Source organism: Nonomuraea antri (assembly GCF_013283785.1).
GTDB lineage: Bacteria > Actinomycetota > Actinomycetes > Streptosporangiales > Streptosporangiaceae > Nonomuraea > Nonomuraea antri.
In genome coordinates this window covers 1-24,687 of record NZ_JABCPZ010000028.1, presented here as the reverse complement: position 1 = coordinate 24,687, position 24,687 = coordinate 1, and the positions used below count along the sequence as shown (strand labels likewise).

The following is a 24,687-nucleotide window of genomic DNA, read 5'->3' as shown; positions in this document are numbered from 1 at the left end:
CGCCAATATCATCTGATTTGTGCGTGAGGATGATCTGCGGACGTGCCTGCGGGTGCTGTCCGAACTGGCCGAGGCGTCCGGCGACGATCCCGATCTCGTCCGGGTCCAGCACGCGGTCAGCGCGTTCACCAAGCGGACGCGCCAGAACGAGCGGGACAGGAAGCGGCGGCGGCGCGTCACCGAGGACGTGGCGGCTCTGATCACCGCGACGGCGCCGGGCCCGGTCGCCGAGCCGGCCGCCGTCCTGCCGCTCGCGCCGCCGCCCGCGGCGTTGGCCGGCCTCGACCGGCTCAGCAGGTGTTACGTGTGCAAGGCCCACTTCCGCAGGTCCGGCGCGCGCAACGACCGGCTCTGCCCGGTGTGCGCCGCCGAGAACGACACCAGGCGCGCGGCCCGCACCGACCTCACCGGCCGGCGGGCCATCGTCACCGGCGGCCGGGTCAAGGCCGGGTTCGAGCTGGTGCTCAAGCTGCTGCGCGACGGCGCCGCCGTGACCGCGCTCACCCGGTTCCCGCAGGACGCGCGCCGCCGCTTCGCCGCCGTCCCCGACTCCGCCCGGTGGGCCGACCGGCTCACCGTCACCGGCATGGACCTGCGTGACATCCCCTCGCTGGTGCGGTGGTGCGACGAGCAGGTGACGGCAGGCGAGCCGCTGGACATCCTGGTCAACCTGGCCGCCCAGACCGTGCGCCCGCCCGCCGCCGCCTACGAGGCGCTGCTCGCCGGCGAGCAGCGGGCCGAGCTGCCCGCGGGCCACGTGCCGCTTGAACTGCCCGGGGGGACCGTGGACGTCTCCGGCCTGCTGCCCGACCACTCGCCGGACAACTCCTGGACCCGGCTGGTGCACGAGATCGACCCGGTGGAGCTGATCGAGGTGCAGCTCATCAACGTGACCGCGCCGTTCCTGCTGATCGGCAGGCTGCGCCCGCTGCTCGAACGCTCGCCGCACCCCCGCAGGTACGTGGTGAACGTCTCGGCCGCCGAAGGCCAGTTCGACCGGACGTACAAGGGGCCCGAGCACCCGCACACCAACATGGCCAAGGCCGCGCTCAACATGCTGACGCTCACCAGCGCCGCCGAGCTGGCCGCCGCCGGGGTGTTCGTGACCAGCGTGGACCCGGGCTGGTTCTCCGACCAGCAGCCGGAGCCCGACCAGCGGCGCAGGGCGGCGGCCGGGTTCCGGACCCCGCTGGACGCGGTGGACGCCGCCGCCCGCGTGTACGACCCGATCGTGCGGGGCGAGGCCGGCGACCCGGCGTACGGCTGCCTGCTCAAGGACTACCGCGTCGTCCCGTGGTGACCGGGCCGTTCCCCGGCGACAGGTCAGGCCGCCACCGCGCCCGCCGTGGCCAGCAGCTCGGGCAGGGTGCCGACGAAGCCCTCCTGGAGCAGCCGCAGCGCCACCATCCACGCCTCGGGCCGCCCCCCGAGGTGCACGTGGACCAGCTCGGCCAGCCGCCGCAGCACCCTGAGGTCGGGCATCGCGTCCGGCCGGGGCGCGAGGACGGCGTCGGGCGTGACCATGGACAGCACCTCGTCGGCGCTGAGCTCGCCGAGCCGCCGCAGCTCGTCCGCCACGTGCGGGCCGTAAATCGCCTCCGCGTCCCAGTGGGCCCGCTCGCCGGGAATCCGCAGCCGGCGACGCGTGCCGAAGCCGGTCTCGTCGGTGACGAACGGGCGCAGCGGCACGTCGCCGTCCCTGCCGAGCAGCACGCGTAGCGCCGCCGTGCCGCGCAGGCCGGGCAGCCACAGCGACTCCGCGTACCGGTCGAGCGCCTCGGGCGGCAGGACGGCGGCGATCCGCTCGACCGTGATCGTGCCCGCGACCTGGCCGTTCCCGGCGACCTTCACCAGCGCCGCCGCGCCGACGACCGGCAGGTGGTCGCGGACCAGGGCGAGCAGCGCGGGCGACGGGCTGGGCGCCAGCGGCGCGAGCTCCGGATGATCGGCGATGGCCAGAAGCAGCAGTTCCTCGGGCGCATCGACGCGCTGGGCCAGCAGCCGGGCCGCGCGGTAGGGCAGCGGACCCTCGCGGCGGCGCCGCTCCGGCTCGCCGTCCAGCAGCGCCGCCCAGTCCACCGGGAAGATCGCCGGGTGCCTGCGGTGCACGACCGAGCGGACCAGCCGTCCTTCGCCGGACGGCGCGCAGGCGTCGGCGTCGGCCAGCTCGGCGACCGAGCGCAGCCGACCGGCCCGCCGCACGCGCTCGCTCACCTCGCGCAGCCGCGCCGCGCCCGCAGAACCGGTCAGGGCCGCCCGCGCGTACGCGCTCACGCTCGGCTCCGACCCGCCGGGACCCCAGCGGGCCTCCGGCAGCAGCCGCAGCTCCACCAGTTCGGCGAGCTCGGCGGTGTGCCCGGCGTCCAGCAGGGTGCGGCAGGCCCGGATCGCGCCGTGCGGATCGGCGCCCCTGCCGAGCCGCCTGAGCGCCGGGCCGGCCGTGCCGGGGTCGGCCGCGTGCAGCAGCAGGTTCAGGTGCCGCTGCGTGCCCGCGGCCTGGTCCAGCACATGTCCGGGCAGGGGCAGCGGGGTGACGCCGTCGCGGCGGGAGGTCTGGTGCGCGAGCTGCCTGCGCAGGTTGCGCGGCATCTCGCCGGACAGGAACAACTCTCCGTTGACCCGGGGATCGTCCAGCTCCAGCAAGAGGCCGAGCAGGGACGACGCCGGATGAAGCAGCTCCGCCGCCAGCGGCAGGCGCCTGGCGCCTGGCCGGCGCAGCAGGGACTCGGCCACGGCCCGGTTGAGCAGGCCGTAGCTGACGGAGGCGCCGCGGGCGAGCGGATCGCCGAGCAGGGCGTCGACCTCGTCGGGGGCGGCGAAGCGCAGCAGTCCGGCGGCGCACGCCCGCATGTCCCTGGCCCTGACGGAGGTGACGGTGGCTTTCGCTTTCACGATCAGACACCGTAGGGGCTGGGCTCATCGGCCGCCACCGGGCGGACGCGGTGGCAGGCCATCGGCGGACGCTGCCGCTCCGGCCAGTCGTCGCCGTCCGGGGTGATCAGCCAGATCCACTTGTCCGGCTCGGCCGGGACGATCGGCGGGGCGTGGCCGTCGGTGAGCACGATCACCGCGTCCGGGTGTTCGTCGAACCGTTCGCCGGCCACCGGGTGCCGGCCTTCCACGTAGTCGCGTACCAGGGCGAAGTTCGTGCCGCCACCGCCATGGACGCGCTCGCCGGGACGGAACGGCATGATCGCGCCGTCGAAGCTCAGCCAGTGCGCCTCGACCCCGTCGATCCGCCCGACCAGCTCGGTCAGCCAGCGCACCACCCGGTCCGGCATCGACCCGGACGTGTCGAGGGCGATCACCAGCCGCTTCACCCGCTCCGGGCCGCGCCTGGCCAGTATCGGGTCGTGCCCGAGCGCGGCCAGCAGCGCGCCGCGCTTCTTCGGGTAGACCAGCCGCTCGCCCGGACGGAGTTTCGAGGCCAGCACGTCCACCAGCCACTGCTGCCACCAGTCCACCCGGCGGGTGGCGACCGTGTGGCCGCGCAGCCGGTCCGCGCCGAGATCGCCCCACAGCCTGGCCACCCGCTCCCCGGCGTCGCGGGTGCGGTCGAGCAGGTCGAGCAGTTCCCCGTGCGCGAGCGCGCCGCCGCGCCTGGCCGAGATCAGCACGCTGCGCAGCACGTCGGAGCCGATCCTGTCCACGGTCTCCTGATCGAGCCCGGCGCCCTCCAGCAGCAGGTGCACGCAGAGCGGCGGCGGCACCGGCGGGTTCCGCATACGGCGCAGCTCCCGATAGACGTTCATGTCCGTGGCCAGGAACCGGTCATATCCGAGCGGGTCGAGGCCCTGCGCGGTGAGGTCGGCCAGGTAGGCGCGGTAGATCTCGCGGGGATCGACGCCGACCGGCTCGCCGTCGATCTCCGGCAACCCCGCCTGGCCCAGCCGCACCATGGCGACGTGGTTGATCGTCACCTCGCAGGCCAGCGTGAACACCGGGTCGTCGCGCAGGTCCGGATCGGCGAAGAGATGCCGCTGCACCAGGTGGCGGGCCTCGTGGAAGAGCACGAAGCGCACGCCTTCCAACCCCAGCGCGACGAAGAAGTCCGGGTTGTAGAGGAGCAGGCAGGTGCCGTCGCCGGAGGCGAGCACGGCCGCGGTGTCCACGGCCGTGGTCGGGATCTGGTGCGAGCACTTGCTGTAGATCCAGGACGCGATCGTGCTGTGCGTCATGCCGAGGTCGAGCAGCGCCTGATCCTTCAGCCGCCGCGCCCTGGCCACCGTCTCCTCGTCGGCCGGCCGCCAGCGCTCCAGGGCCCGCCGGTCGCTCAGCGCCACGACCGGGAGCCTGGGCCTGCCTCTCTCCCCGTACGCCATCGGTCAAGCGTGGCGGAACCGGACGTGCGGCACCAACCGGGTTTCCGCCCGTGAGTCGTCCGCGTCGGCGGGCAGGAGCCGTGATGGCAGGACCGAACCCAGGCAGGGAGGCCGGGCAGATGCAGGTGACCGACAAGCCGCGCCACCGCAGTCTCGACGTGGACGGGCTCGACGTCTTCTACCGTGAGGCCGGCACGCCGGACAAACCCTGCGTGCTGCTGCTGCACGGCTTCCCCAGCTCCTCGCACTCCTTCAGGGACGTGCTCGCGCCGCTGGCCCGGGTGAGCCGGGTCATCGCCCCGGACCTGCCCGGCTTCGGGTTCTCCGCCGCGCCCGGCGTCGACGAGTACGACTACACCTTCGCCAACCTGGCCGACACCGTCGAGGCGTTCCTCAAGCGGCTCGGCGTCGAGGAGTTCTTCGTCTACCTGCACGATTTCGGGGCCCCTGTCGGCTACCACCTCGCCACCCGGCGTCCCGAGCGGGTACTCGGGATCATCGTGCAGAACGGCAACGCCCACGAGGACGGCCTGGGCGGCCAGTGGGACACCGCCCGCGCCTACTGGGCCGATCCGTCCGAGGCCAACCGGGCCAGGCTGCCCGAGTGGCTGAACTTCGAAGGCACCCGCGAGCAGTACCTGGGCGGGCTGCCCGAGCGCGTACGCCTGCTGCAGCCGCCCGAGCCCTGGCACCTGGACTGGGCGCGGATGTCGCGGCCGGGCAATCTCGAAGCCCAGTTCCGGCTCTTCACCGACTACGCCGCCCACGTCGCCAGGTTCGGCGAGCTGACCGACTACCACCTGACACACCAGCCGCCGTGCCTGCTGCTCTGGGGGCGGCACGACCCGTTCTTCGACCTGGCGGAGATCATGGGTTACGCCAGGGAGCTGGACCGGCTGGAGATGCACGTCTACGACGCCGGGCATCTCCTGCTGGAGACCCACGCGGCCGAGTGCGCCGCGCAGCTGGCGGCCTTCGTCGCCGACGTCACCGCCGAGCGCGCGGCAGCAGGGTGAGCAGCGCGGTCAGGACGACGGCCGCCGGCGCGCCCCAGAACAGGACCTCCGGGATCGCGGCGGCGATCGACGCCGGGCCGGGAGGGCGCCCCTGGAGCTCGCGGGTGAGCAGGGTGCCGAACACCGCCACGCCGAGCGCGAGGCCCAGCCCGCGCACGGACACCGCGGCGGAGGTGACGGCGCCCAGGTCCGCGGGGGCGGCCGCGTTCTGCGCGACGACCACCAGGTTCTGCATCAGCAGCCCGAACCCGGCGCCCAGCACCGCCAGCTCCACGGCCAGCACGGCATAGGGGGTGTCCGGGGTGAGCAGGCTCAGCAGCACGAACCCCAGCGCCGCGATCGCCGATCCGGCCAGCAGGTACGGCTTGAACCGGCCGCTCGCGCCGATCCTGGCCCCGGCGAGCGAGGAGACGGCGATGAACGTCACCACGTACGGGTTGAGCGCCAGGCCCGCCTGGGTGGCGCCCATCCCGAACGCGGTCTGGAGATAGGTGGGCAGGTAGACGAGCGATCCGCCGAGCAGCGCGCCGAGCAGCGCGGTGGCGGGCAGCACGACGCGCAGGGCGGGATCGGCGAACAGCCGCAGGGGCAGCAGCGGACTGGCCGCGCGCCGCTCGCGCCACACGAACAGGGCTGCCAGCGTCACCGTGGCGCCGGCCAGGGCCAGCACGACCCCGGACGTCCAGGCGTGGGTGCGGCCTCCCCACTCCGCGACCAGCAGCAGGCTCACCGTCGCGCCCGCCAGCAGCACGGCCCCGGCCAGATCGACCCTGCCGTTCCCAGCGCCGCCCAGGCCGTCCGGGCCGGTCGCTTTGGGCTTGGGCAGCCGCAGCGCGTAGGCGGTGAGCGCCATGGCGAGCAGGCCGAGCGGCAGGTTGACGTAGAAGATCCAGCGCCAGCCCCAGGCGTCGGTGATCGCGCCGCCGGCCAGCGGGCCGCCCACGCTGGCCAGCGCGAACACGCCGCCGGTGAACCCCTGGACCCTGCTGCGCAGCCGTTGCGGGTACAGCTCGGACAGCGTGATCGTGGGCAGGACGAACAGCGCGCCCGCGCCGAGACCCTGGAAGGTCCTGGCGGCGATCAGCTGGGGCATGCTCTGGGCCAGTCCGGACAGCGCCGAGCCCACGACGAAGGCGGCCACCGCGACGAGGAACACCGGCCGCCGGCCGAACCTGTCGCTGACGCGGCCGTAGAGCGTGCCCGTCGCGGTCGAGGCCAGGAGGTAGGTGGTGACGATCCAGCCGATCGCGTCCATGCCGCCCAGGTCGGCGGCGATGTCGGGCAGGGCGATGGCCACCACCGTCTGGTCCAGGACCGACAGCAGCATGCCGATCAGCAGGCCGGCCGTGGCGAGCGGCACGCTGCCGCCGCCCTTGGACGGGGTCTCGGTGATGGTCCTGGTGTGGTTCGCGTACGACATCTCGTGCCTCCGATCAGGGGTGATCGCTTGACGTGGAGGCAAGTCTGCAAGTTCATGTCAACATGAAGTCAAGCGACGCCGGCGACACATCATCCGCGTCATGACGATCGTCCGCGGCAAGGCGGCGGGCCTGAGCCCGGCGCACCCTAGCCGCCGTCGGAAGGCAGGTTCGGGATGCCCGCCCAGCCCGGCAGGGGCTCGCACCGCCGGGTCCACTCCCGCGGCAGGGAGACGTGCTCGCCCGCCGCGACGATCCCGCCGACGATGGCGCACGTGGTGTCCACGTCCCCGCCGGCCGCCGCGGCGGTCCACAGGGCCGCTTCGACGTCGTGGCGGTGGCGGGCGGCCACCCAGAGGGTGAACGGGACCGTGTCGTGCGCGCTGACCTGCCGCCCGTTCCCGAGCATCCGGGCGGCGAGCACGGGGTCGCCGATGGTGAGGAGCTGCCGCGCCTCGGCGAGCCCGTCGTGGACGAGCCCGGCGGGCACGCGTTCCGCCACCCGGTCGAGGAAGTGCCCGGCGGGCAGCCCGGGTTCCGCGACCGTCAGCGCCGTGGCCACGGCGACGGCGATCGCGCCGGCCACCGCCTCCGGATGCGTGTGGGTGACCCGCGCCGACAGCGCGGCCTGCCGGACGGCCTGGGGAAGGTCACCGGCGAACCAGGCGCCGAGCGGCGCCACGCGCATCGCGGCGCCGTTGCCCCACGAGCCCTGGCCGTCGAACAGTTCGTCGGCCAGCGCCCGCCAGTCGCCGCCCTCGCGGACCAGGCGGAGCATGCGGTTGGTCGCCGGGCCGTAGCCGCGGTCGAAGTCGTGGCGGACGGCGAAGCCGGTGGCCAGCGCGTCCTGGTCGATGACGCCGTGCTCGGTCAGGACGCGATGGACGGAGCAGGCCATCTCGGTGTCGTCCGTCCACTGCCATGGGCCGGGCGGGAGCAGACGGGCGGACAGGCTGGGGCGGTTGGCCGGGACGAAGAACTGGGAACCGAAGGCGTCGCCGAGTGCCAAGCCGAGAAGGGAGGCGGTGGCCCGGGCGCGGGGATGGGCGGACATCACCCCCATTGTCGGGTACGCCGGCCGTTCGCGGGGCGGCGAACGGCCGGCCGCCTCACCGCGCTCGCGGTCGGTACCAGCGCAGGGGTTCGCCGGGCCCGGCGGTGAGGAGCAGGCCGGCACCGGCCGTGAGCACGGTGCCGGGGGCCTGGTCGTGATCCGTCAAGTCGGCCAGGTCCGTCCAGTCCGTCGTCGGGAGGCGGGTGTGCACGCGGCCGGCCGCGTCGAGGGCGAACAGGCGGCCGTTCATCGCGGTCAGGCTCACCGCACCGGCGCTGTCGCCGGCGCGTTCCCAGCCGGACGCGCCGAACACCTGCCGCCACAGCTCGCCCGAGCCGGTGGCCACGTAGAACGTGCAGTCGGCCACGGCCAGCCCGACCGCGCCTTCGGGCGCCTCGCCCGCCTCACGCCAGGTTCCCCGGTCGAAGCGGCACAGCCGGCCGTCGGAGGTCACGCCGTGCAGCGCCACGGGCACGCCGTTCGCGGCCTCACGCGGCACGGCAAGCCCGCACACCTCCCCGGCGTTCCCCCCAGGTCCGCCGTGCCCACTGGGCACGGGGTCAGTGGCGGGTTGCCAGGTCAGGTTCTGGCCGCACAGTTCGCGGTGCAGCAGCCGCCCGCCGGAGTCCACCGCGTACAGGGTGCGGCCCATCACGGCCAGCGCCCGCACGTCCGCGACCGGCCCGATGACCTCCCACACCGGACGCGGGGGAGCCGACAGCCGGTCAAGCACGTTGCGCGTGACACGTTCCACGACCGGGTCGTGCAGCGTGTCGCCCCAGTTCACGGTGGCGGCGGTGAACACCGTGCCCTGGCCGCTGGGGAAGACGCCCATGGTGGCGAAGCCGCCCTGGCCGTAGGCGCTCCAGTGCCTCAGGTCCGCGGTGGCCAGCACCACGAACTCGGGCGGCGTGCCGTCCCCGCAGGTCACCCTGGGTACGCCGAGCACCTCACGGAACTCGGCCGCGTCCGTCTCGTAGCCCAGGCAGCCCTGGCCGAACTTGTCGCCGTCGGTCAGCCCGGTCCCCTCGAAGACCCAGTGCCCGGCGAACCTGACCGTGTACGACTCGCGCAACATCTTGGGCATGTGCTCGCCCCAGGCGCCCGCCCCGGCCCGGAAGCTGGTGCCGGTCAGGGAATTCTCCGGGCGTCCCGCCGCGACCCATTCCACGGTCGTCAGGTTCGGGTCGGCGACCGGGTCGGACAGGGAGTCGCGGTAGCAGACCATGGTGCGGCCGCCGTCCTCCAGCCGGATCTGCCACCAGGCGGTGTTGCCGGAGAAGAAGGCCACGTTCCCGCCGCGCCGCACGAACTCCTCGACGGCGTCGCGCATCCCGGCCGACCAGTACTCGTCGTGGCCGTTGACCACCAGCAGCCGGTGCCGGGTGAGCAGGCCGAGCCCGTCGTGCAGGTCCAGGTTGGAGCAGTAGGCCACGTCGTAGCCGGCCGGCCGCAGCCAGCGCGTCAGCCCTTCCTCCCAGCGCTCGGGAGGCGGGCCGCCGCCTGGACGGTCGAAGGTGACACGGGAGGCCCGGTCGGGAGATTCCGTCCAGTAGACGCTCTGGTCGCGCTCGCCCGCCCTGTTGTACGCCTGCCAGGTCGTGAACGGCACGCTGACCAGGATCGGGGCCCGCGGCTCCACCTCGCGTACGACGAAGTAGACCTCGTTGTCCGGCCCGGGACCGGCGCCCGGGAACGACTTGGGCGGCCAGGGACGTTCCGCCCCGAACCTGGCCCGGTAGAGCGAGCTCGGCCAGTCGGCGGGGACGTCGAGCACCCACTCGGGGCCTTCGGCCGTCCCCTGGAAGACCGTCCTGCCGTCGGTGGCGTCGATCACCTCGACCTCGGCCGGGCCGCCGGAGACGGTGAAGCGCAGCGGGTCGCCCTGCGGGCACGAGGTGGCGTGGGCGTAGGCGGTGACGTTCATGCCTGGCACGCCGCGTCCACGAGCAGGGCCTCCAGTTCGAGCAGGTAACGTTCCATGTCCTGCCGCGCCAGGTAGGCGGTGTCTGCGGTCAGCGAGATCCGCAGCCCGGGCTCGGCCGCCGACACGTGCAGGCAGAACCGGCAGTTCAGCTTGTCCTGCGAGAGCGGCCAGGTCAGCCGGGTGTCCGCGAGCGCGTCGCGCACCTGCCGCGCCTCGTGCGCCGACGGCCCGGGATCGGCGAAGCGCATGTCGTTGTAGCAGCACCACGGCTGCACCCAGTCGCCGGCGACGCGGTCGGCAGGGTCGTGGTAGGCGGAGCGGTAGGAACGCAGCGCGGCCGCCCCGGACGCGCGCAGCACCTGCTCGAAGGGCCCGGCCACGTCGAGCCTGAACAGCCCTTCCTGCGACAGCGTGCTGACGATCCTGGCCGTGTCGGCCCTGAACCGGTTGTTCACGATGGGCAGCAGGACGCATTCGCCGCGCCCGGTGAACCGGCCGGTCATCGTGGCCACGGCGGCCAGCAGCACGGACGACGTCCCGGTGGCGTGGCGCGCGGCCAGGGTCCTGACCGCGAGGTCGACGGCGGTGGAGGCGAGCTCGGCCCGCCAGATCGGCGGCCCGTCCGGCTCGTTCGCGCGGTCGGCGAACATCTCCGTCCTGGCGCAGGCGTTCCAGTAGGCGGCCGCGTTCGCGGCGACCGTCCGGCCCTCGGTGCCGCGCTGCCATTCGGCCAGCTCCAGCGGCCTGGGCGCGGGCGGTCCGGTGAGGGCGCCGCGCAGGAGCGACATGCGCAGGTCGCGCAGGGCGATCTCGGCGCCGTGGCCGTCGGCGGCCAGATGGCAGAAGACCAGCACGACGTGCGTGACCGCACCAGAGGCAGGGTCGTCCCCGGTGACCAGGCCGACCCGGAGCGGCCACTCCTTCTCGTAGTCGAAGACGGTCGCCGCCAGCTCGTCGCGCAGCCGCTCGGCCACCGCCGCGCCCTGGCCAGGCGCCGCCGCCACGACCGTGGCCGCCAGCCGGCCGTTCTGCTCCAGCCGCTGCCACGGCTCGCCCGTGCCCAGGCCCAGCCGGGTACGCAGCGACGCGTGCCGCTCCACCAGCGCGGCCACCAGCTCCATCACCCGGCCGGGACGCATCGCCCCGGCGCCCTTGGGCACCGGCAGGACGTTGCCGAAGTTGAAGTAGTGGTCGTCCGGCGCGGTCCGCTCGATGGTCTGCCAGATGGCCCGCTGCCCCCAGGTCAGCGGGCCGGTACCGGCGTCGGCGGCGCGGAACTCCGCGAAAACGGTCAACTGCCCTCCTTGAGCCTGGCCACCCCGACGAGGTCGTCGGGGGTCGCGTCGGGAACGTCGTCGTCGAACCGGGACAACACCCTGGTCCGCAGCGCCCCGGCGACCAGCAGCGCGATGAACAGCCCGAAGATCACGTAGATCAGCGCGACGCCGCGGCCCGGCCCGGTGCCGAGCACCACGCCGACCGTGTCCGCCAGCGCGCCGCCGGGCAGCATGAGCGGCTCGAGCGCACGTTCCGCGAGCGGCGTCAGCACGCCCACGCCGAGCGGGATCGTGGACCAGGCCACCATCTGGTTCAGCGCGAACACCCGGCCGTGGTAACGCTGCGGCACCTTCACCTGGACGATGGTCGCGTACACGCCGTTGACCAGGGCCAGCCCGAGCGACACGCCGAACGCGCCGATGCCGATCAGCACCAGCGACCTGGTCAGCCCGACGATCACGCAGGACACCGCGATCACCAGGGTGAGCAGCAGCATGCCGATCATGCGCTTGCGCCGCGGGCCGCCCCACAGGCTCATCCACAGGCCGCCGGCCGCCGCGCCCGCGCCGCCGCACAGCGCCACCACGCCCACCTCGGACAGCCCGGCGAAGGACAGCACGAGCGGCGAGTAGAGCATGAAGACGGGGGAGAGCACGACCGCCAGCAGCGCGAAGAACGTCACCATCGCCCGGAAGTCCCGGTTGCCGATCGACAGCCGGAAGCCCGCCTTGATCTCGGCGGCGACCGTCTCCCTGCGCCGGTGGGCGAGCGTGGCCGGGAAGGGCACCAGCACCAGCACGGTCGCGGCCACCAGGTACCCGATCATGTCGGCGATCAGGATGCCGCCCAGGCCGATCATCGACATCAGCCCGACCGCCACCAGCGGCGCGACGAACTGGGCCACGCCCGCGGTCATCTGCGCCACGCCGTTGGCGTGCCCGAGGTAGCGCTTGGGCACGAGTTGCGGGATCGCCGCCGAGTACGCCACCCGCTGGAAGGCCAGCGCCACCGACAGCAGCGTGAGCAGCGGGTACAGGGTCCACGTGTCGAGCCCGCCGGTGAACAGCAGGATCGCCATCGTCGACTGGATGGCCAGCCCGGCCAGGCTGGCGGCGAGCATCACCGCGCGCTTGCTCGACCGGTCGACGATCGCGCCGACCAGCGGCGCGGCCAGCACGCCCGGGATCACGGCCAGCACGGTCATCAGCGCCATCTGGGCCAGCTTGCCGGTGCTGAGGTAGATCCAGATGGGGATGGCGAACTCGGTGATGGTGGCGCCGGTGATCGTCACCATCTGGCCGAGCGCCACGGCCAGGAACCTGCGCACGCTCGGCTCGGTCCCCGCCGCGGGTTCCGCGGCGGGCCGTGCGGCCTGGTCGGTGGCGGCCTCGACGTGCCAGCCGGGGCCGCTGTCGCCGGGGGTGAGCGGGTCGCGTGACAGGATCGCGGCCAGCTCGTCCGCCCGATATTTCAGGAAGTAGTGGCCGGCCTCCTTGATCACGGCCAGCGCCGTGCGGCCGGTCATGAAGTGCCACTCGCGGTAGCGTTCCTCGTAGTACTCCGTGGTCGGGTCCTGCTCGCCGACGATCGACACGATCGGCGCGCGCAGCGGCGCGGCCCCCGACTCCAGCAGCCCGGTGAAATACTCCTCGGCCTGCCGCGCGTCGTGCCGCATGTTGCGCACGATGAACGCCCGCTGCTCCTCGTCCAGGTCGCCCAGGTCGGCGCCCATCGAGGTGAGCCAGTTGAGCTGGCCGCGGTCGCTGCGCCACCTGTCGCTGCCGGTGAGCCTGGCCCACAGGCCGAGCAGGCCGCGCGTCGGCTTGGCGAACGGGAAGATCCCGCCCAGGTACACGGTCTCGACCTCGCGGCCGGCCGCTTCGAGCAGCCGGGCGATCGCCACGGTCAGCGCGCCGCCGACGCCGCAGTGCCCGTACAGCGAGAGCGGCCCGCCCACCTTCTCCATGATCTCGGCCGCGCATTCGGCCGCCACCTGCGCCAGCGGCCGCGGCTCCTCGGCCAGGCCCAGGTCGTGTCCGGGCACGGCGACCGAGTACAGCGCCGTGCCGTCCGGCAGCGCGTCGGCCAGCGGCTGGTAGACCACCGCGCTGCCGCCGCCGTACGGGACGCAGACGAGCGTGCGCGTGGCGTGCCCGGGCGGCGTGAGCAGGTACAAAAGCCCGCGCTCCGCCCTCGGGTCACCGGCGACGGCGGCCAGCGCGCGCGGGGTGGGGTGCTGGAACAGGTCCATCACGCTGACCGGCGCGCACTCCTCGGGCAGGTCGCGGCGCAGCCTGGCGATGACGCGGGTGGCCAGCAGTGAGTGCCCGCCCAGGTCGAAGAAGTCGTCGAGCGCGCCGACCCGCGGCAGCCCGAGCACCTCGGCCACGGCCGCCGCGATCACCTCCTCCACCGGACCGGACGGCGGCTCGTAGGCCACGCCCTGTTCCGGCCGCGCGGCCTCCGGCTCGGGCAGCGCGGCCCGGTCGACCTTGCCGTGCGACTTCAGCGGCAGCCGGTCCAGCCAGACGTACCGGGTCGGCACCATGTACTCGGGCAGCGCGGTCCCCAGCTCGCGGCGCAGCTCGCCGACCGGGATCGGCCCGCCCTCGGCCACCAGGTAGGCGACCAGCTCCAGCGCGCCCGGTTCGCCACGGGCGTCGGCCACCGCGTGCGCCACGCCGGGCAGCTTGCGCAGCGCCTCGTCGATCTCGCCCAGCTCCACCCGGTAACCGCGGATCTTCACCTGCAGGTCGCGGCGGCCGAGGAACTCCAGGTCGCCGGTGGGCAGCCAGCGGGCCAGGTCGCCGGTGCGGTAGAGACGTTCGCCTCGGACGGTGACGAACTTCTCCGCCGTCAGGTCCGGCCGGCCGAGGTATTCGCGGGCCAGCCGGTCGCCGCCCACGCACAGCTCGCCGGGCACGCCGATGGGCACCGGGCGCAGGGCGGCGTCGAGCACGTACACGCGGGCGTGGCCGAGCGGGCGGCCGATCGGCGTGACCGGGCCGCGGATCTCGTCGTCCGGGCCGACGGTGTAGGTGGTGACGCCGACCGTGGTCTCGGTCGGCCCGTAGTGGTTGACGACCTCGCACCGGCCCAGCGCGGCCAGTTCCCTGGTCTGCTGCCAGCTCGACCCCTCGCCGCCGAAGATCATCGTACGGCGGGGCAGCAGCCGCTCCGGTCCGACCTCGGCGGCCAGCGCGCCGAAGTGGGACGGGGTCATCTTGAGATAGTCCAGCCCGTGGTCGGCGAACTCGGCCCCGGAGATCCGCGACGGGTACAGCTCCAGCGTGCCGCCGGTCATGAGGGCCAGGTAGAAGACCGTGATCCCGAAGTCGAACGACAGCGACTGCAGCAGCCCGAACCTGGCGCCGTCCACGACCCGGAAGCGTTCGCGCACGTCGGACAGGTAGTTGAGCACCTGCCGGTGCTGGACGGCCACGCCCTTGGGCCGGCCGGTCGACCCGGAGGTGTAGATCACGTACGCCAGGTCGTTCAGCCCGGCCAGCGGGCCGATCGGCCCGGCGCTCTCCTGCGGGACGCCGATGAGCGGGCCCTGGAAGCCGCCGATGCGCGAGTCCGACACCAGCGCCACCGCGCCAGAGTCGGCCAGCAGGTACGCCAGCCGGTCCGCGGGCTGCTCGGGATCGACGGGCACGTAGGCTGCGCCCGCCTTGAGCACGCCGAGCACGGCCACGGCCAGGTCGGGAGACTGCTCCAGGCAGATGGCCACCCGGTCCTGCCGGTTCACGCCGGCGTCCTTGAGCCGCGCGGCCAGCCGGTTGGCCCGGCCGTCGAGCTCGGCGTAGGTGAGCGTGCGATCGCCCTGGACCACGGCGGGTTCCGACGGGCGCGCGGCGGCGGTCTCGGCCACCATCTCGTGCAGCGTGTGCGCCAGGGGCGGCACCGGCTCGGCCCGGCTCCACGACTCCAGCAGGGCGTGCTCTCCGGGGCCGAGGAGCTCCAGCTCGGAGAGCCGGACGTCGGGGTCGCCGGCCACCTGGCGCAGCACGTTGGCGAAGTGGCCGCAGAAGCGCTCGGCGGTGGCGCGGTCGAACAGGTCGCTGCTGTAGACGAGGATGAGCCGCAGCCCGCCGGCGCCGGGCACGGCCTCCAGCGCCAGGTCGAACTTGGCGCACGCGGTGCCGGGGTCGTAGGGCTCGGCGGTCACGCCGTCGAGCGCGAGCGCGCCGGCCGTCTGCGTGCCCATCACGAACTCGGCCTGGAACAGCGGCGTGCGGCTCAGGTCGCGGCGCAGGTCGAGGGCCTCGACCAGCCGGTCGAAGGGCACGTCCGCGGCCATGAACGACTTCATCGCGGTGGCCCGCACCCGCTGCATGAGCTCGCGGAACGTGGGGTCGCCCGACAGGTCGGTCCGCACGACCAGCGTGTTGAGAAAGAACCCGATCAGTGGTTCCAGGTCCTCGGTGGTCCTGGTGGAGACCGGGGTGCCGACGCAGACGTCCTGCTGGCCGGTGTAGTGCGACAGCTGGGCCTGGAAGGCGGCCAGCAGGGTCATGAACAGCGTGCAACGTTCCCGCCTGGCCAGCAGGCCGACGCGTTCGCTGAGCTCGGGGGAGAGCGTGGTGACCACGCGGTCGCCGGCCGTGGTCCTGACCAGCGGGCGCGGCCGGTCGGTGGGCAGTTCCAGGGCCGGCGCGCCCCTGAGCCCGCTGACCAGGTCGGCGGGCGGCGGGACGTCCTCCTCGCGCTGCCCGCGCGCGTAGTCGGCGTACTGGAGGGCGAGCGGGGTGGAGTCGGCGCGGCCGTTGTAGTGGTGCGTGAGCTCGCGCAGCAGGATGCCCAGCGACCAGCCGTCGGCGGCGATGTGGTGCAGCACCACGACGAGCACGTGGTCGCGCGGGCCGAGCTTGATCAGGCAGGCCCGCAGCGGCTGGTCCTCCACCAGGTCGAACGGCCGCCCGGTCCACTCGGTCACCAGGCGGGCGGCATGTTCCTCCGGGTCGGCGCCGGCCACGTCGATCCTGGTGAGGGTGACGCGCGGGCGCGGGTCGACGATCGCGGCGGGCGTGCCGTCCTCGTTGGTGTAGCGGGTGCGCAGCACCTCGTGCCTGGCCGCGACCGCGATGAGCGCGCTTTCGAGCGCGTCGGCGTCGAGCGGCCCGCGCAGGCGCTCGGTGACGAACATGTTGTACGAGGAGTTGCCCGGGTCGAGCTGGTTCAGGAACCACAGCCGCTCCTGCCCGGACGACAGAGCGCGGGTACGGCCCGCGACCGCGTGCTCAGCAGTCATCGGGTGACGTACTCGGCGAGCTTGTCCAGGTCGTCCAGCAGGGCCGCGTCATCCCCGGTGAGGTCGATCAGCACGTCGTACTCGATCTCCACCGCGTCGATGAGTCGCATCTGGGCGATGGAGGTCACCCCCAGAGCGGACAGCGGCACGTTCGCGCCCAATACCTCGTCGGCCGTCACCGCGCCATCGGAGGCGATGGCGACCAGCTCGGCGAGCCGGTGCCTGGCCTGCTCGGTCATGGCATACCTCCAGGACACAAGACATTGGATGTATCGCCCGGAAAATGGGCATCAACCGGCTAACTCGCCCAAAAGGGAAACGAGAACCTTACTGGAAAGAATCTTTTCAATTAGGGTGGGCCGACAGTCTTACATCTCCTTGTCATGGGACGCAAGTGCCGGTACGGCAGGGGTTGCGAGACCCTGGTGATCATGTAAGACTTGCGCAAGTCGGAAACAGTTAACAATCTTTACTGTTAGACCCTGACAAAGGGTTGACGACTTCTGTAAATACATCGGATCTATTTGGGGGCTCCGATCGTGCGATCAACCCTCCCGCACCTCCTCGCCGCCCGGGCCGCGATCGAGCCGTCCGAGGTCGCGATCGAGGCGCCAGGAGGCGAGCCGCTGACGTTCTCCCGCTGGCTCTCGGAGTCGAACAGGGTGGCGAACGCGCTGGCCGACCAGGGCATCGGCCGGGGAGACCGGGTCGGCCTGGTGTTCGGCACCGGCGACTGGCCCGGATACGCCGCGGCGTTCTGCGGCGTGCTGGCCGCCGGCGCGGTGGCCGTCCCGCTGTCCGACGGGCTCCCCGCCGCTGACCTGCGCGGCAAGCTGGAGCACTGCGGCGCGGTCGCGGTGATCCACGCCGACGGCGCCACCGCCCCCGAGGTCCCGGTCCCGACGGCCGCCCTGAGCGACCTGGACGGCGATACCTCCCATGATCCGGCGTGCGCGCCCGCCGAACTCGCCCAGATCCTCTACACCTCGGGCACCACCGGCCGGCCCAAGGGCGTCGCGGCCACGCACGCCAACCTGGCCCACGGCTGCGGCGGCAAGCGGCGGCCGTTCGCACACTCGCGGCACCTGGCCCACGCCTTCCCGATCGGCACCAACGCCGGGCAGGTCATGCTGATCAACGCGCTGGACGCCAGGCCGGCGCTGGTCGCGCCGCCGCGCTTCACCCCGGCGCGCTTCGCCGCGCTCATCGAGCGCTACCGGGCGGGCACGGTCTTCCTGGTGCCCGCGATGGCCGTCGAGCTGCTCGCCGCGCGGGTCCACGAACGCCACGACCTGTCCAGCGTGCTGCTGCTCGGCTCGGCCGCCGCGCCGCTGCCCGCCAGGATCGCCGCCGACCTGTCGGATGTCTTCCCGAACGCGACCATCGCCAACTACTACACCTCCACCGAGGCCGCGCCGGCCCAGACCGTCATGCTCTACGACCCCGACCGGCCCACCAGCGTCGGCCGTCCCGCCTCGGGCGGCGCGGTCAGGATCGCGACCGCGGACGGCCGCCCGCTGCCGCCAGGCGAGAGCGGCGAGGTGTGGATGCGCTCACCGGCCGCCACCCGCGCCTACTACGGCGACCCGGACGCCACCCGGCAGGTCTTCCGCGACGGCTGGGTGCGCATGGGCGACCTCGGCCGCCTGGACGACGAGGGCTACCTCTACCTGGTCGACAGGGAGAGCGACGTGCTGAAGTCCGGTGCGCACAAGGTGTCCACGCTGCGGGTGGAGGAAGCCGTCTACGCCTGCCCGGGCGTGGTGGAGGCCGCCGCCTTCGGCATGCCGCACCCGACGCTCGGCACCGCGGTCAACGTGGCGGTCGTGGGCCCGGTCGCGCACGAGGAACTGCGGATGTTCCTGAAGGACCGGCTGGCGCCCTACGAACTTCCCGTCAGGCTCGTCACCCTCGACGCCCTGCCCCGCAATCTCGGCGGCAAGGTCGACAAAAGCGCACTGCGAGAGGCTGTCTCATGACCGAGGTCTCCTACACACAACACGGGATTTGGATCAACGAGCAACTGGGCAGCGGCTCGGCGTACCACATGCCGATCGTGATCCGTTTCGACCCGGCGCCCGCCGGTGACGACCTGGCCAAGGCGGTGGCCACCGTCGTCGAGCGGCACCCGCTGCTGTCCCGCGCGCTCCAGGACCGCGAGGGCGTGCTCCACCTGGTGCCCGCCGGCCGCAGCCCCGAGCTGGAACCGGTGACGGGCGACGGCGACTGGGTGCGCGAGGAGACCGTGCGGCCCTTCGACCTGGAGCGTGGCCCGCTGATCCGGTTCGCGTTCGACGGCCGCACCCTGCTGATCGTGGCACACCACCTGGTCTTCGACGGCCACTCCAAGGACGTGCTGCTCGCCGACCTGGCCGCGGTGCTCGACGGGCGGCCGCTGGAGCCGCTGCCGCCGCTGGACCACGCCGCCGCCCAGCGCGAACGCGTGAGCCTGGCGGCCGAGGAGGCCAGGCGGTTCTGGGCGGCCCGCTGGCACGAGCCCGGCGGCACCGTCGTGCCCGGCGGCACGCTGCGCTCGCGCCGGGCGGGCGCCGGCCGGGTGCACGAGTTCGGGCTGCGGGCGCCCGAGCTGCCCGGGCTCACCACGTTCGAGGTGCTGATCGCCGCGGTGCACGCGCTGCTGCGCGGCTACGGCAACGCCGAGGCGGTCACCGCGCTCGACCTGTCGACCCGCACGCCCGAGGAGAACGGGCGGGTGGGGGCGTTCGTCAACGAGCTGCCCGTCTTCTCCACGCCCGACCCGGGCGAGCCGTTCAGCGGGTTCGCCGCGCGGCTGCGTACCGAGCTCAGGCGGTTGTACGCGCACCGCGAGGTGCCGCTGGCGCGCGCCGTCCCCGGGATCAGGCCGCACGCCGCGCTCGCGCCGGTGTCGATCAGCTACCGGCGCGGCGGCGAGGAGAGCCCGGACGCCGACCTGCTGGCGTTCAACCACGCGGTGCGCGGCGCGCTGCAGCTCCAGCTCCTCGACGGCCCCGGTGGGCTGCGGGCCAGCCTGCGTCACGGCGACGAGCTGCCCGATCCGGCGCGTTTCGCCCAGGACCTGACCGCCCTGCTGGCCGCCGTCGCCGCCGCGCCCGACCGGCCGCTGGGCGAGCTGACCCGCGCGCTCGACGCACCGGCCGAGACGGCGAACGCGGACGTCGCCGCCCCGGCTCAGGACGTCGCCGCGGACGACGACCCGCTGCTCGCCGACATCCGCGCCATCTGGGAAGAGGTCCTGCAACTGGCGCCGATCGAGGCCCACGACGACATCTTCGACCTGGGCGGACACTCGCTGACCATCACCCAGATCATCGCCCGCATGCGCAAGCGCCTGGGCGTGGAGATCGACCTGGACGACTTCTTCGACAACCCCACCATCGCCGGCGTGCTCGGGGTGATCAGGCGATGACCGAGCTGCTCGAACGTCCGGGCGCCAGACTCGGCGAAGAGGACCTGCTCTGGATGCTCACCATCCGCGCCTTCGAGCACACCCTCCTCGACCTGTACGGCAAGGGCCTGCTGCACGGCACCACGCACACCTGCCTGGGCCAGGAGTACGTGCCGGTGGCGATCGAGGGGCTGCTCGACCCGGCCGACCACGTCTTCAGCAACCATCGCGGCCACGGACACTACCTGGCCCGCTTCCACGACCTCGACGGGCTGCTCGCCGAGATCATGGGCAGGCGCGGCGCGGTGTGCGGCGGCGTGGGCGGCAGCCAGCACATCCGCAGGGACCGCTACCTGTCCACCGGGGTCCAGGGCGAGAGCCTGCCGGTCGCCGCCGGGGTCGCGCTGCATCTCAAGCGCGCCGAACCCGGCCGCCTGGCCTGCGTGTACATCGGTGACGGCACCTTCGGCGAAGGCGCGGTGTACGAGGCGCTGAACATCGCCGCGCTGTGGCGGCTGCCGCTGCTCGTGGTCGTGGAGAACAACGGCATCGCCCAGTCCACGCCCACGACCGCGCACCTGGCGGGCAGCATCGCCGGGCGGGCGGCGGCGTTCGGGATCGGGCACGTCCTCGTGGACGGCGACGACGTGCCCGAGATCCGCGACCTGCTCGACGGCCCGGTCGCCGGGGTGCGCGGCGGCTCGCCGCTGGTGGTGGAGTTCATGACCAGGCGGCTCGGCCCGCACAGCAAGGGCGACGACACCCGCTCGGAGGCGGCGCTGCGCCTGGCCCGCGAGCGGGACTGGGCCGAGCGGTGCCGCGCGGCCGACCCGGCCAGGTTCGACCGGCTGCAGGTCAGGGCCAGGGCGCTGGTGGAGTCCGTGGCCGCCGAGGTGATCGCCAGGGAACCGGCATGAGAGTCGCGGAGAACCTGAACGCGGCCCTGCACTCCCTGTTCGCCGCGGACCCCCGGCTGTACCTGCTGGGCGAGGACGTGACCGACCCCTACGGCGGCGCGTTCAAGATCACCCGGGGGCTGTCCACCCGCTTCCCCGACCGCGTCCTGTCCACGCCGATCAGCGAGAACGCCATCACCGGCATCGCGGCCGGGCTGGCGCTGTCCGGCGACCGGGCGATCGTGGAGATCATGTTCGCCGACTTCGTCACGCTGGCCTTCGACCCGCTGGTGAACTTCATCGCCAAGTCCGGCACCATGTACGGCACGCCGGTGCCGATGCCGGTGCTGGTGCGCTGCCCCACCGGCGGCGGGCGCGGCTACGGGCCCACGCACAGCCAGAGCCTGCAGAAGCACTTCGTGGGCGTGCCCGGGCTGTCGGTGCACGAGGTGTCGCCGTTCCACGACAACACCGAAGTGCTGATGGAGATCTTCGCCCGCGCGGAGCCGTCCGTGCTGTTCGAGGACAAGGTCCTGTACACCAGGCCCATGTACGCGGTGCCCGAGCCGTTCACGGTGGAGGTGACCGGCGGCGTGGCGCGGGTGTCGCTGGACGCGCGTCCCGACTGCGTGGTGATCGCGCCGGGCGGGATGGCGCACCGGGTGCTGGCGGCGATGCGCTCGCTCCTGCTGGAGGAGGAGATCGTCTGCACGCTGCTGGTGCCGTCCCGGCTGTACCCGTTCGACGACCCGTTCCTCGGGGTGTCCGGTGGCGAGGTGCCGCCGCACGTCTTCGTGGCGGAGGAGAGCACGGCGGGCGGGACCTGGGGCGCGGAGGTCGCGCACCGGCTGCACCAGAACCACTGGGAGCGGCTGGCCCGGCCGGTGACGCTGATCCACTCCGAGCCGTCCGTCATCCCCACGGCCGGGCACCTGGAGCGTGAGGTGCTGGTGAACGAGACCACGATTCATCGGGTGATCAGGGAGACCCTCCGTGGCTGAGCTGCGCGTGCCCAAGCTGAACAACAACGACGCCGAGTACCTGCTGGTGGAATGGCTGGTCCCGGACGGGGCGCAGGTGCACGAGGACGATGCCGTGGTGCTGGTGGAGACGTCGAAGGCGACCGAGGAACTGCCCGCGGACGCCACCGGCGTGCTGCGGTACGCGGTCGCGGCCGGCGACTGGTGCAAACCCGACCAGGTCATCGCCACCGTGACCGCGCCGGGATCAGCCGCACAGGAGCCCGCTCCCGCCACGGGAACCGGTACCGGATCGGGTGCCGCTCCCGCCTCGGGCACCGGCATCGACTCGAGTGCCGGTCCCGACCTGGACGCCGGCCCCGCCTCGGGGGTCGGGGCCGGCCCCCTGATCACCGCGCCGGCGCAGGCGCTCATCGACGAGCTGGGCATCCCCCTCGATCGGGTCAAGGCGCTCGGCGTGCCCGTCGTACGCCGCTCCGACGTCGAACGCCTGGTCAGCGGGACGAACAGGCAGCCGCTGTCCAAGGTCCAGCGCGGCGTGGCCCGGGCGGTCGAGCTGTCGCGCCAGACCATCCCGGCCGCCTACACCGTCGTCCACATGGACCTCGGGCCCGCGCTGCGTTACGCGGAGGAGCAGACCGCGCTGATCCGGCGTCCGGTGGGGCTGGCCGAGGTGTTCGTCGAGGCGGTGGCGGGCCTGCACGGCGACTTCCCGCTGTTCTTCGCCGCCATCGACGGCGACCACGCCGTGCTCGCCCCCACCCCGGACCTCGGCGTCACCCTGGACCTGGGCGCGGGCCTGTTCGTCCCGGTGCTGCACGACGCGGGCGCCCGCACGCTCAAGGACATCGCGAGCACGCTCATGCGCCACCGGCTGTCGGCGGCCGAGGGCGAGTTCACCTCGCGGGAGCTGGCCGGGGCCAACTTCGTCATCACCCTGCACACCGAGGGCGACGTGGTGCTGGCCGTGCCGCTGGTGTTCCCCGGCACGGCGTGCGCGCTCGCGGTGACCGCGCCGCACGACGGCACGCGGGCCTACATCGGGCTGGCCTACGACCACCGGCTGATCAACGGCAGGGACGCCACCCTGTTCCTGGGCGCGCTCAAATCGGCGCTGGAGTCGCGCGCCTGACGTCCTTCACGTGACCGGCTACGGAGCGGTGAGCGGGTGATCGGCCAGCGGGGTCGACAGGATCATCGTGCTCGACGGCGCCCCGTAGCCGGCCAGCCGGTCGATCAGGTCCTCGAAGGCCACCATGGACACCGCCACGATCCTGAGAATGCTGCACACCTCGCCGGTGACCCGGTGGATCTCGCGGATCTCGGGCCAGGTGGCCACCTCGGGGTCGCGCAGCACGCAGCGCGGGCCGTAGCAGGACATGCGGATGAAGGCGGCGACCGGCCAGCCGGCCCGCATCGGGTCGACCTGTGCGTGGTAGCCGGTGATCACGCCCGACTCCTCCAGCTTGCGTACCCGTTCGGCCACGGCGGGCGGGGACAGGTGGATCCGGCGTGACAGCTCCTTGAGCGAGAGCCGGGCGTTGTCCTGGAGTTCGCGTAGCAGTTCCCAGTCCGTCTCGTCCACCTTGGCGGCCTTTCGTGCGTTAAGTCCTAGCCGGGATTTCGCCTCTAAAATACGCCGATATCCCGGTTTCGCCGTTCGTTCGGCATTCCTCCCTCGCGTCCCGCGCAGCCATCATGGAGGTGCGGCGAGGAGAAGGGATGGACACGTGGACGTCACACAGTTGTGCGAAGTGCGGCCGAGCACGGCGGAGGAGCGGGCCGAGCGGGCCATGACCACGGGCGGCCTCCCGACGCTGGACTTCGAGACCCGCACGCCCTACGACGCCTACGTGCGCACGGACGTGCTGCACGGGCTGCAGCGGCCGCTGAGCCGCGACGCGGGCGAGATGTCGTTCCTGATGATCACCCAGGTGATGGAGCTGTACTTCAAGCTCATCGCCTTCGAGCTGCGGCACGCGCAGGAGGCGCTGCGCGCCGACGACGTGTGGGCCGCGCTGGCCCCGCTGCGCCGCACCGCGCTGCACCTGGAGGGGCTGAACGCGAGCTGGCGCGGGCTGCGCTGGATGACGCCGGCCGACTTCAACCGCTTCCGCGACGCGCTCGGCGAGGCGTCCGGGCTGCAGTCGGCGATGTACCGGCACGTGGAGTTCCTGCTCGGACTGAAGAACCCGGCCCTGCTGCGCCCCTTCAAACGGCAGCGGACGATCCACCGCGACCTGCTGCGCACCTTCGAGTCGCCGAGCCTCTGGGACGACGCCATCGCCCTGCTGGCCAGGCACGGCCTGGACATCCCCGGCGAGCTGCTGGACCGCGACGTCGCCGTCGAGCACGCGCCGCACCCGGCGGTGGAGCGGGCCTGGGTCGAGGCGTACCGCGACAGCGGCCCGGGCAACCTGCTGCGGCTGCTCGGCGAGGCGCTGACCGAGGTGAGCGAGCTGTTCGGCGACTGGCGTCAGCAGCACGTCGCGGCGGTACGCCGGGCGATGGGCGCCAAGCCGGGCAGCGGCGGCTCCAACGGCCTGGCCTGGCTGGAACGCAGCATGCAGCGGGTGGTCTTCCCCGAGCTGTGGTCGGCCCGCACCCACATGTGAGTCAGGCCGTCGGCTCGGGGTTCGCGGCCCCGGCCTGGCGGCGGGGCGACAGGAGCGGGGTCAGGCCGTCCAGGAGGCGTTCGAGCCCGAAGGCGAACAACGACTCCAGATCGAGGCGCACGGCCGGATCCGTCACCCGCGTCACCAGCGGCCCGTCCACCGGCAGGCGCGACCTCAGCCACTGCCCGCTGGTCTTGCCGGTGTCCTGCTCGGCGGCGATCTCCCCCTCGATGTTCATCGCCGTGCCCCGGACGTGGTTGACCACCGCGGCGTACACGTGGATGCGGGTGTCGGCGTCGATGGGCAGGCCGTCGAGCGCGCGCATCGTCCACACGGCGTACCTGACCATGCCGGGCGACACGACCGGACGGGTGACCGAGACCAGCCGGGCCAGCCAGGGATGGCGGTGATAGGCCCGCCACTGCAGCACCGCTGCCTGGCGCAGGTGCGAACGCCAGCCAGGCGGCGGCTCCGGCAGCTCGATCTCGGCGAACGCGGCGTCGGCCATCCGCTGGACGAGCTCCGCCTGCCCGCCCACC

The 24,687-nt window shown here is 73.1% G+C and carries 18 protein-coding genes; 8 read left to right on the top strand and 10 right to left on the bottom strand.

Going from position 1 to position 24,687, the window contains the following annotated elements; translation table 11 throughout:
- Positions 1-19 precede the first annotated feature (19 nt).
- On the top strand, positions 20-1,300 hold the full coding sequence (locus HII36_RS12190) for a short-chain dehydrogenase (protein WP_173523238.1): 1,281 nt from the start codon (positions 20-22) through the stop codon (positions 1,298-1,300).
- Between the two features lie 23 nt (positions 1,301-1,323).
- On the opposite strand, the gene HII36_RS12185 is transcribed toward HII36_RS12190, so the two are convergent.
- Both HII36_RS12185 and HII36_RS12180 read right to left on the bottom strand, forming a co-directional pair.
- Entirely contained in the window at positions 1,324-2,892 is a 1,569-nt protein-coding gene (locus HII36_RS12185; RefSeq protein WP_173523237.1) for a hypothetical protein, read from the bottom strand.
- Positions 2,893-2,894: 2 nt separating this feature from the next.
- Positions 2,895-4,322: a vWA domain-containing protein gene (locus HII36_RS12180; RefSeq protein WP_173523236.1), complete on the bottom strand. Its 1,428-nt coding sequence runs from the start codon at positions 4,320-4,322 to the stop codon at positions 2,895-2,897.
- 83 nt (positions 4,323-4,405) lie between these two features.
- Between HII36_RS12180 and HII36_RS12175 the strand changes: the two genes are divergently transcribed.
- Entirely contained in the window at positions 4,406-5,338 is a 933-nt protein-coding gene (locus HII36_RS12175) for an alpha/beta fold hydrolase (protein WP_217369429.1), read from the top strand.
- Here the strand turns inward: HII36_RS12175 and HII36_RS12170 are convergent.
- From HII36_RS12170 to HII36_RS12145, 6 genes are all read right to left on the bottom strand, one after another.
- Positions 5,310-6,758 carry an MDR family MFS transporter gene (locus tag HII36_RS12170; RefSeq protein ID WP_173523235.1) on the bottom strand — a complete coding sequence of 483 codons (1,449 nt, stop codon included), beginning with the start codon at positions 6,756-6,758 and terminating at the stop codon, positions 5,310-5,312. The genes HII36_RS12175 and HII36_RS12170 overlap by 29 nt on opposite strands.
- 146 nt (positions 6,759-6,904) lie before the next feature.
- Entirely contained in the window at positions 6,905-7,819 is a 915-nt protein-coding gene (locus tag HII36_RS12165; RefSeq protein ID WP_407940781.1) for an ADP-ribosylglycohydrolase family protein, read from the bottom strand.
- A 46-nt stretch (positions 7,820-7,865) separates the two neighbouring features.
- Entirely contained in the window at positions 7,866-9,737 is a 1,872-nt protein-coding gene (locus HII36_RS12160) for a N,N-dimethylformamidase beta subunit family domain-containing protein (RefSeq protein ID WP_173523268.1), read from the bottom strand.
- Positions 9,734-11,032 (bottom strand): condensation domain-containing protein, encoded by a 1,299-nt coding sequence (locus HII36_RS12155; RefSeq protein ID WP_173523233.1) that lies wholly within the window; start codon positions 11,030-11,032, stop codon positions 9,734-9,736. The genes HII36_RS12160 and HII36_RS12155 overlap by 4 nt, the downstream gene beginning before the upstream one ends.
- Positions 11,029-16,269, bottom strand: a complete 5,241-nt coding sequence (locus tag HII36_RS12150) for a non-ribosomal peptide synthetase/MFS transporter (protein WP_173523232.1) — start codon at positions 16,267-16,269, stop codon at positions 11,029-11,031. Before HII36_RS12150 ends, HII36_RS12155 begins: the two co-directional genes overlap by 4 nt.
- Positions 16,266-16,508, bottom strand: coding sequence for a phosphopantetheine-binding protein (locus tag HII36_RS12145; RefSeq protein ID WP_173523231.1), 243 nt, complete (start codon positions 16,506-16,508; stop codon positions 16,266-16,268). The genes HII36_RS12150 and HII36_RS12145 overlap by 4 nt, the downstream gene beginning before the upstream one ends.
- A gap of 300 nt (positions 16,509-16,808) precedes the next feature.
- Here HII36_RS12145 and HII36_RS12140 point away from each other — a divergent pair, with 300 nt between their 5' ends.
- From HII36_RS12140 to HII36_RS12120, 5 genes are read left to right on the top strand one after another with little or no spacing between them, the layout of a single operon-like run.
- On the top strand, positions 16,809-18,248 hold the full coding sequence (locus HII36_RS12140) for a class I adenylate-forming enzyme family protein (protein ID WP_328807683.1): 1,440 nt from the start codon (positions 16,809-16,811) through the stop codon (positions 18,246-18,248).
- Positions 18,245-19,678 carry a condensation domain-containing protein gene (locus HII36_RS12135; RefSeq protein ID WP_173523230.1) on the top strand — a complete coding sequence of 478 codons (1,434 nt, stop codon included), beginning with the start codon at positions 18,245-18,247 and terminating at the stop codon, positions 19,676-19,678. Before HII36_RS12140 ends, HII36_RS12135 begins: the two co-directional genes overlap by 4 nt.
- Positions 19,675-20,574, top strand: a complete 900-nt coding sequence (locus tag HII36_RS12130; protein WP_173523229.1) for a thiamine pyrophosphate-dependent dehydrogenase E1 component subunit alpha — start codon at positions 19,675-19,677, stop codon at positions 20,572-20,574. The genes HII36_RS12135 and HII36_RS12130 overlap by 4 nt, the downstream gene beginning before the upstream one ends.
- Positions 20,571-21,554 (top strand): alpha-ketoacid dehydrogenase subunit beta, encoded by a 984-nt coding sequence (locus HII36_RS12125; RefSeq protein ID WP_173523228.1) that lies wholly within the window; start codon positions 20,571-20,573, stop codon positions 21,552-21,554. Before HII36_RS12130 ends, HII36_RS12125 begins: the two co-directional genes overlap by 4 nt.
- Positions 21,547-22,665 carry a 2-oxo acid dehydrogenase subunit E2 gene (locus tag HII36_RS12120; RefSeq protein ID WP_173523227.1) on the top strand — a complete coding sequence of 373 codons (1,119 nt, stop codon included), beginning with the start codon at positions 21,547-21,549 and terminating at the stop codon, positions 22,663-22,665. Before HII36_RS12125 ends, HII36_RS12120 begins: the two co-directional genes overlap by 8 nt.
- Before the next feature lie 18 nt (positions 22,666-22,683).
- Here the strand turns inward: HII36_RS12120 and HII36_RS12115 are convergent, their stop codons facing one another.
- Positions 22,684-23,118, bottom strand: a complete 435-nt coding sequence (locus HII36_RS12115; protein ID WP_173523226.1) for an Lrp/AsnC family transcriptional regulator — start codon at positions 23,116-23,118, stop codon at positions 22,684-22,686.
- Between the two features lie 145 nt (positions 23,119-23,263).
- Between HII36_RS12115 and HII36_RS12110 the strand changes: the two genes are divergently transcribed.
- A complete protein-coding gene (locus HII36_RS12110) occupies positions 23,264-24,148 on the top strand; it encodes a tryptophan 2,3-dioxygenase (RefSeq protein ID WP_328807682.1) in 885 nt (294 codons plus the stop codon).
- A 1-nt stretch (position 24,149) separates the two neighbouring features.
- On the opposite strand, the gene HII36_RS12105 is transcribed toward HII36_RS12110, so the two are convergent.
- Positions 24,150-24,687, bottom strand: a 538-nt coding sequence (locus tag HII36_RS12105) for a TetR/AcrR family transcriptional regulator C-terminal domain-containing protein (RefSeq protein WP_173523225.1), incomplete at its 5' end; no start/stop codon positions are given.

What these genes read in the sequence shown, in the direction of transcription:
- HII36_RS12150 (WP_173523232.1), bottom strand. Translation starts at nt 16,269, where the DNA reads ATGACTGCTGAGCACGCGGTCGCGGGCCGTACCCGCGCTCTGTCGTCC.
- HII36_RS12160 (WP_173523268.1), bottom strand. Translation starts at nt 9,737, where the DNA reads ATGAACGTCACCGCCTACGCCCACGCCACCTCGTGCCCGCAGGGCGAC.
- HII36_RS12125 (WP_173523228.1), top strand. Translation starts at nt 20,571, where the DNA reads ATGAGAGTCGCGGAGAACCTGAACGCGGCCCTGCACTCCCTGTTCGCC.
- HII36_RS12175 (WP_217369429.1), top strand. Translation starts at nt 4,406, where the DNA reads ATGGCAGGACCGAACCCAGGCAGGGAGGCCGGGCAGATGCAGGTGACC.
- HII36_RS12180 (WP_173523236.1), bottom strand. Translation starts at nt 4,322, where the DNA reads ATGGCGTACGGGGAGAGAGGCAGGCCCAGGCTCCCGGTCGTGGCGCTG.
- HII36_RS12165 (WP_407940781.1), bottom strand. Translation starts at nt 7,819, where the DNA reads ATGGGGGTGATGTCCGCCCATCCCCGCGCCCGGGCCACCGCCTCCCTT.
- HII36_RS12145 (WP_173523231.1), bottom strand. Translation starts at nt 16,508, where the DNA reads ATGACCGAGCAGGCCAGGCACCGGCTCGCCGAGCTGGTCGCCATCGCC.
- HII36_RS12135 (WP_173523230.1), top strand. Translation starts at nt 18,245, where the DNA reads ATGACCGAGGTCTCCTACACACAACACGGGATTTGGATCAACGAGCAA.
- HII36_RS12130 (WP_173523229.1), top strand. Translation starts at nt 19,675, where the DNA reads ATGACCGAGCTGCTCGAACGTCCGGGCGCCAGACTCGGCGAAGAGGAC.
- HII36_RS12170 (WP_173523235.1), bottom strand. Translation starts at nt 6,758, where the DNA reads ATGTCGTACGCGAACCACACCAGGACCATCACCGAGACCCCGTCCAAG.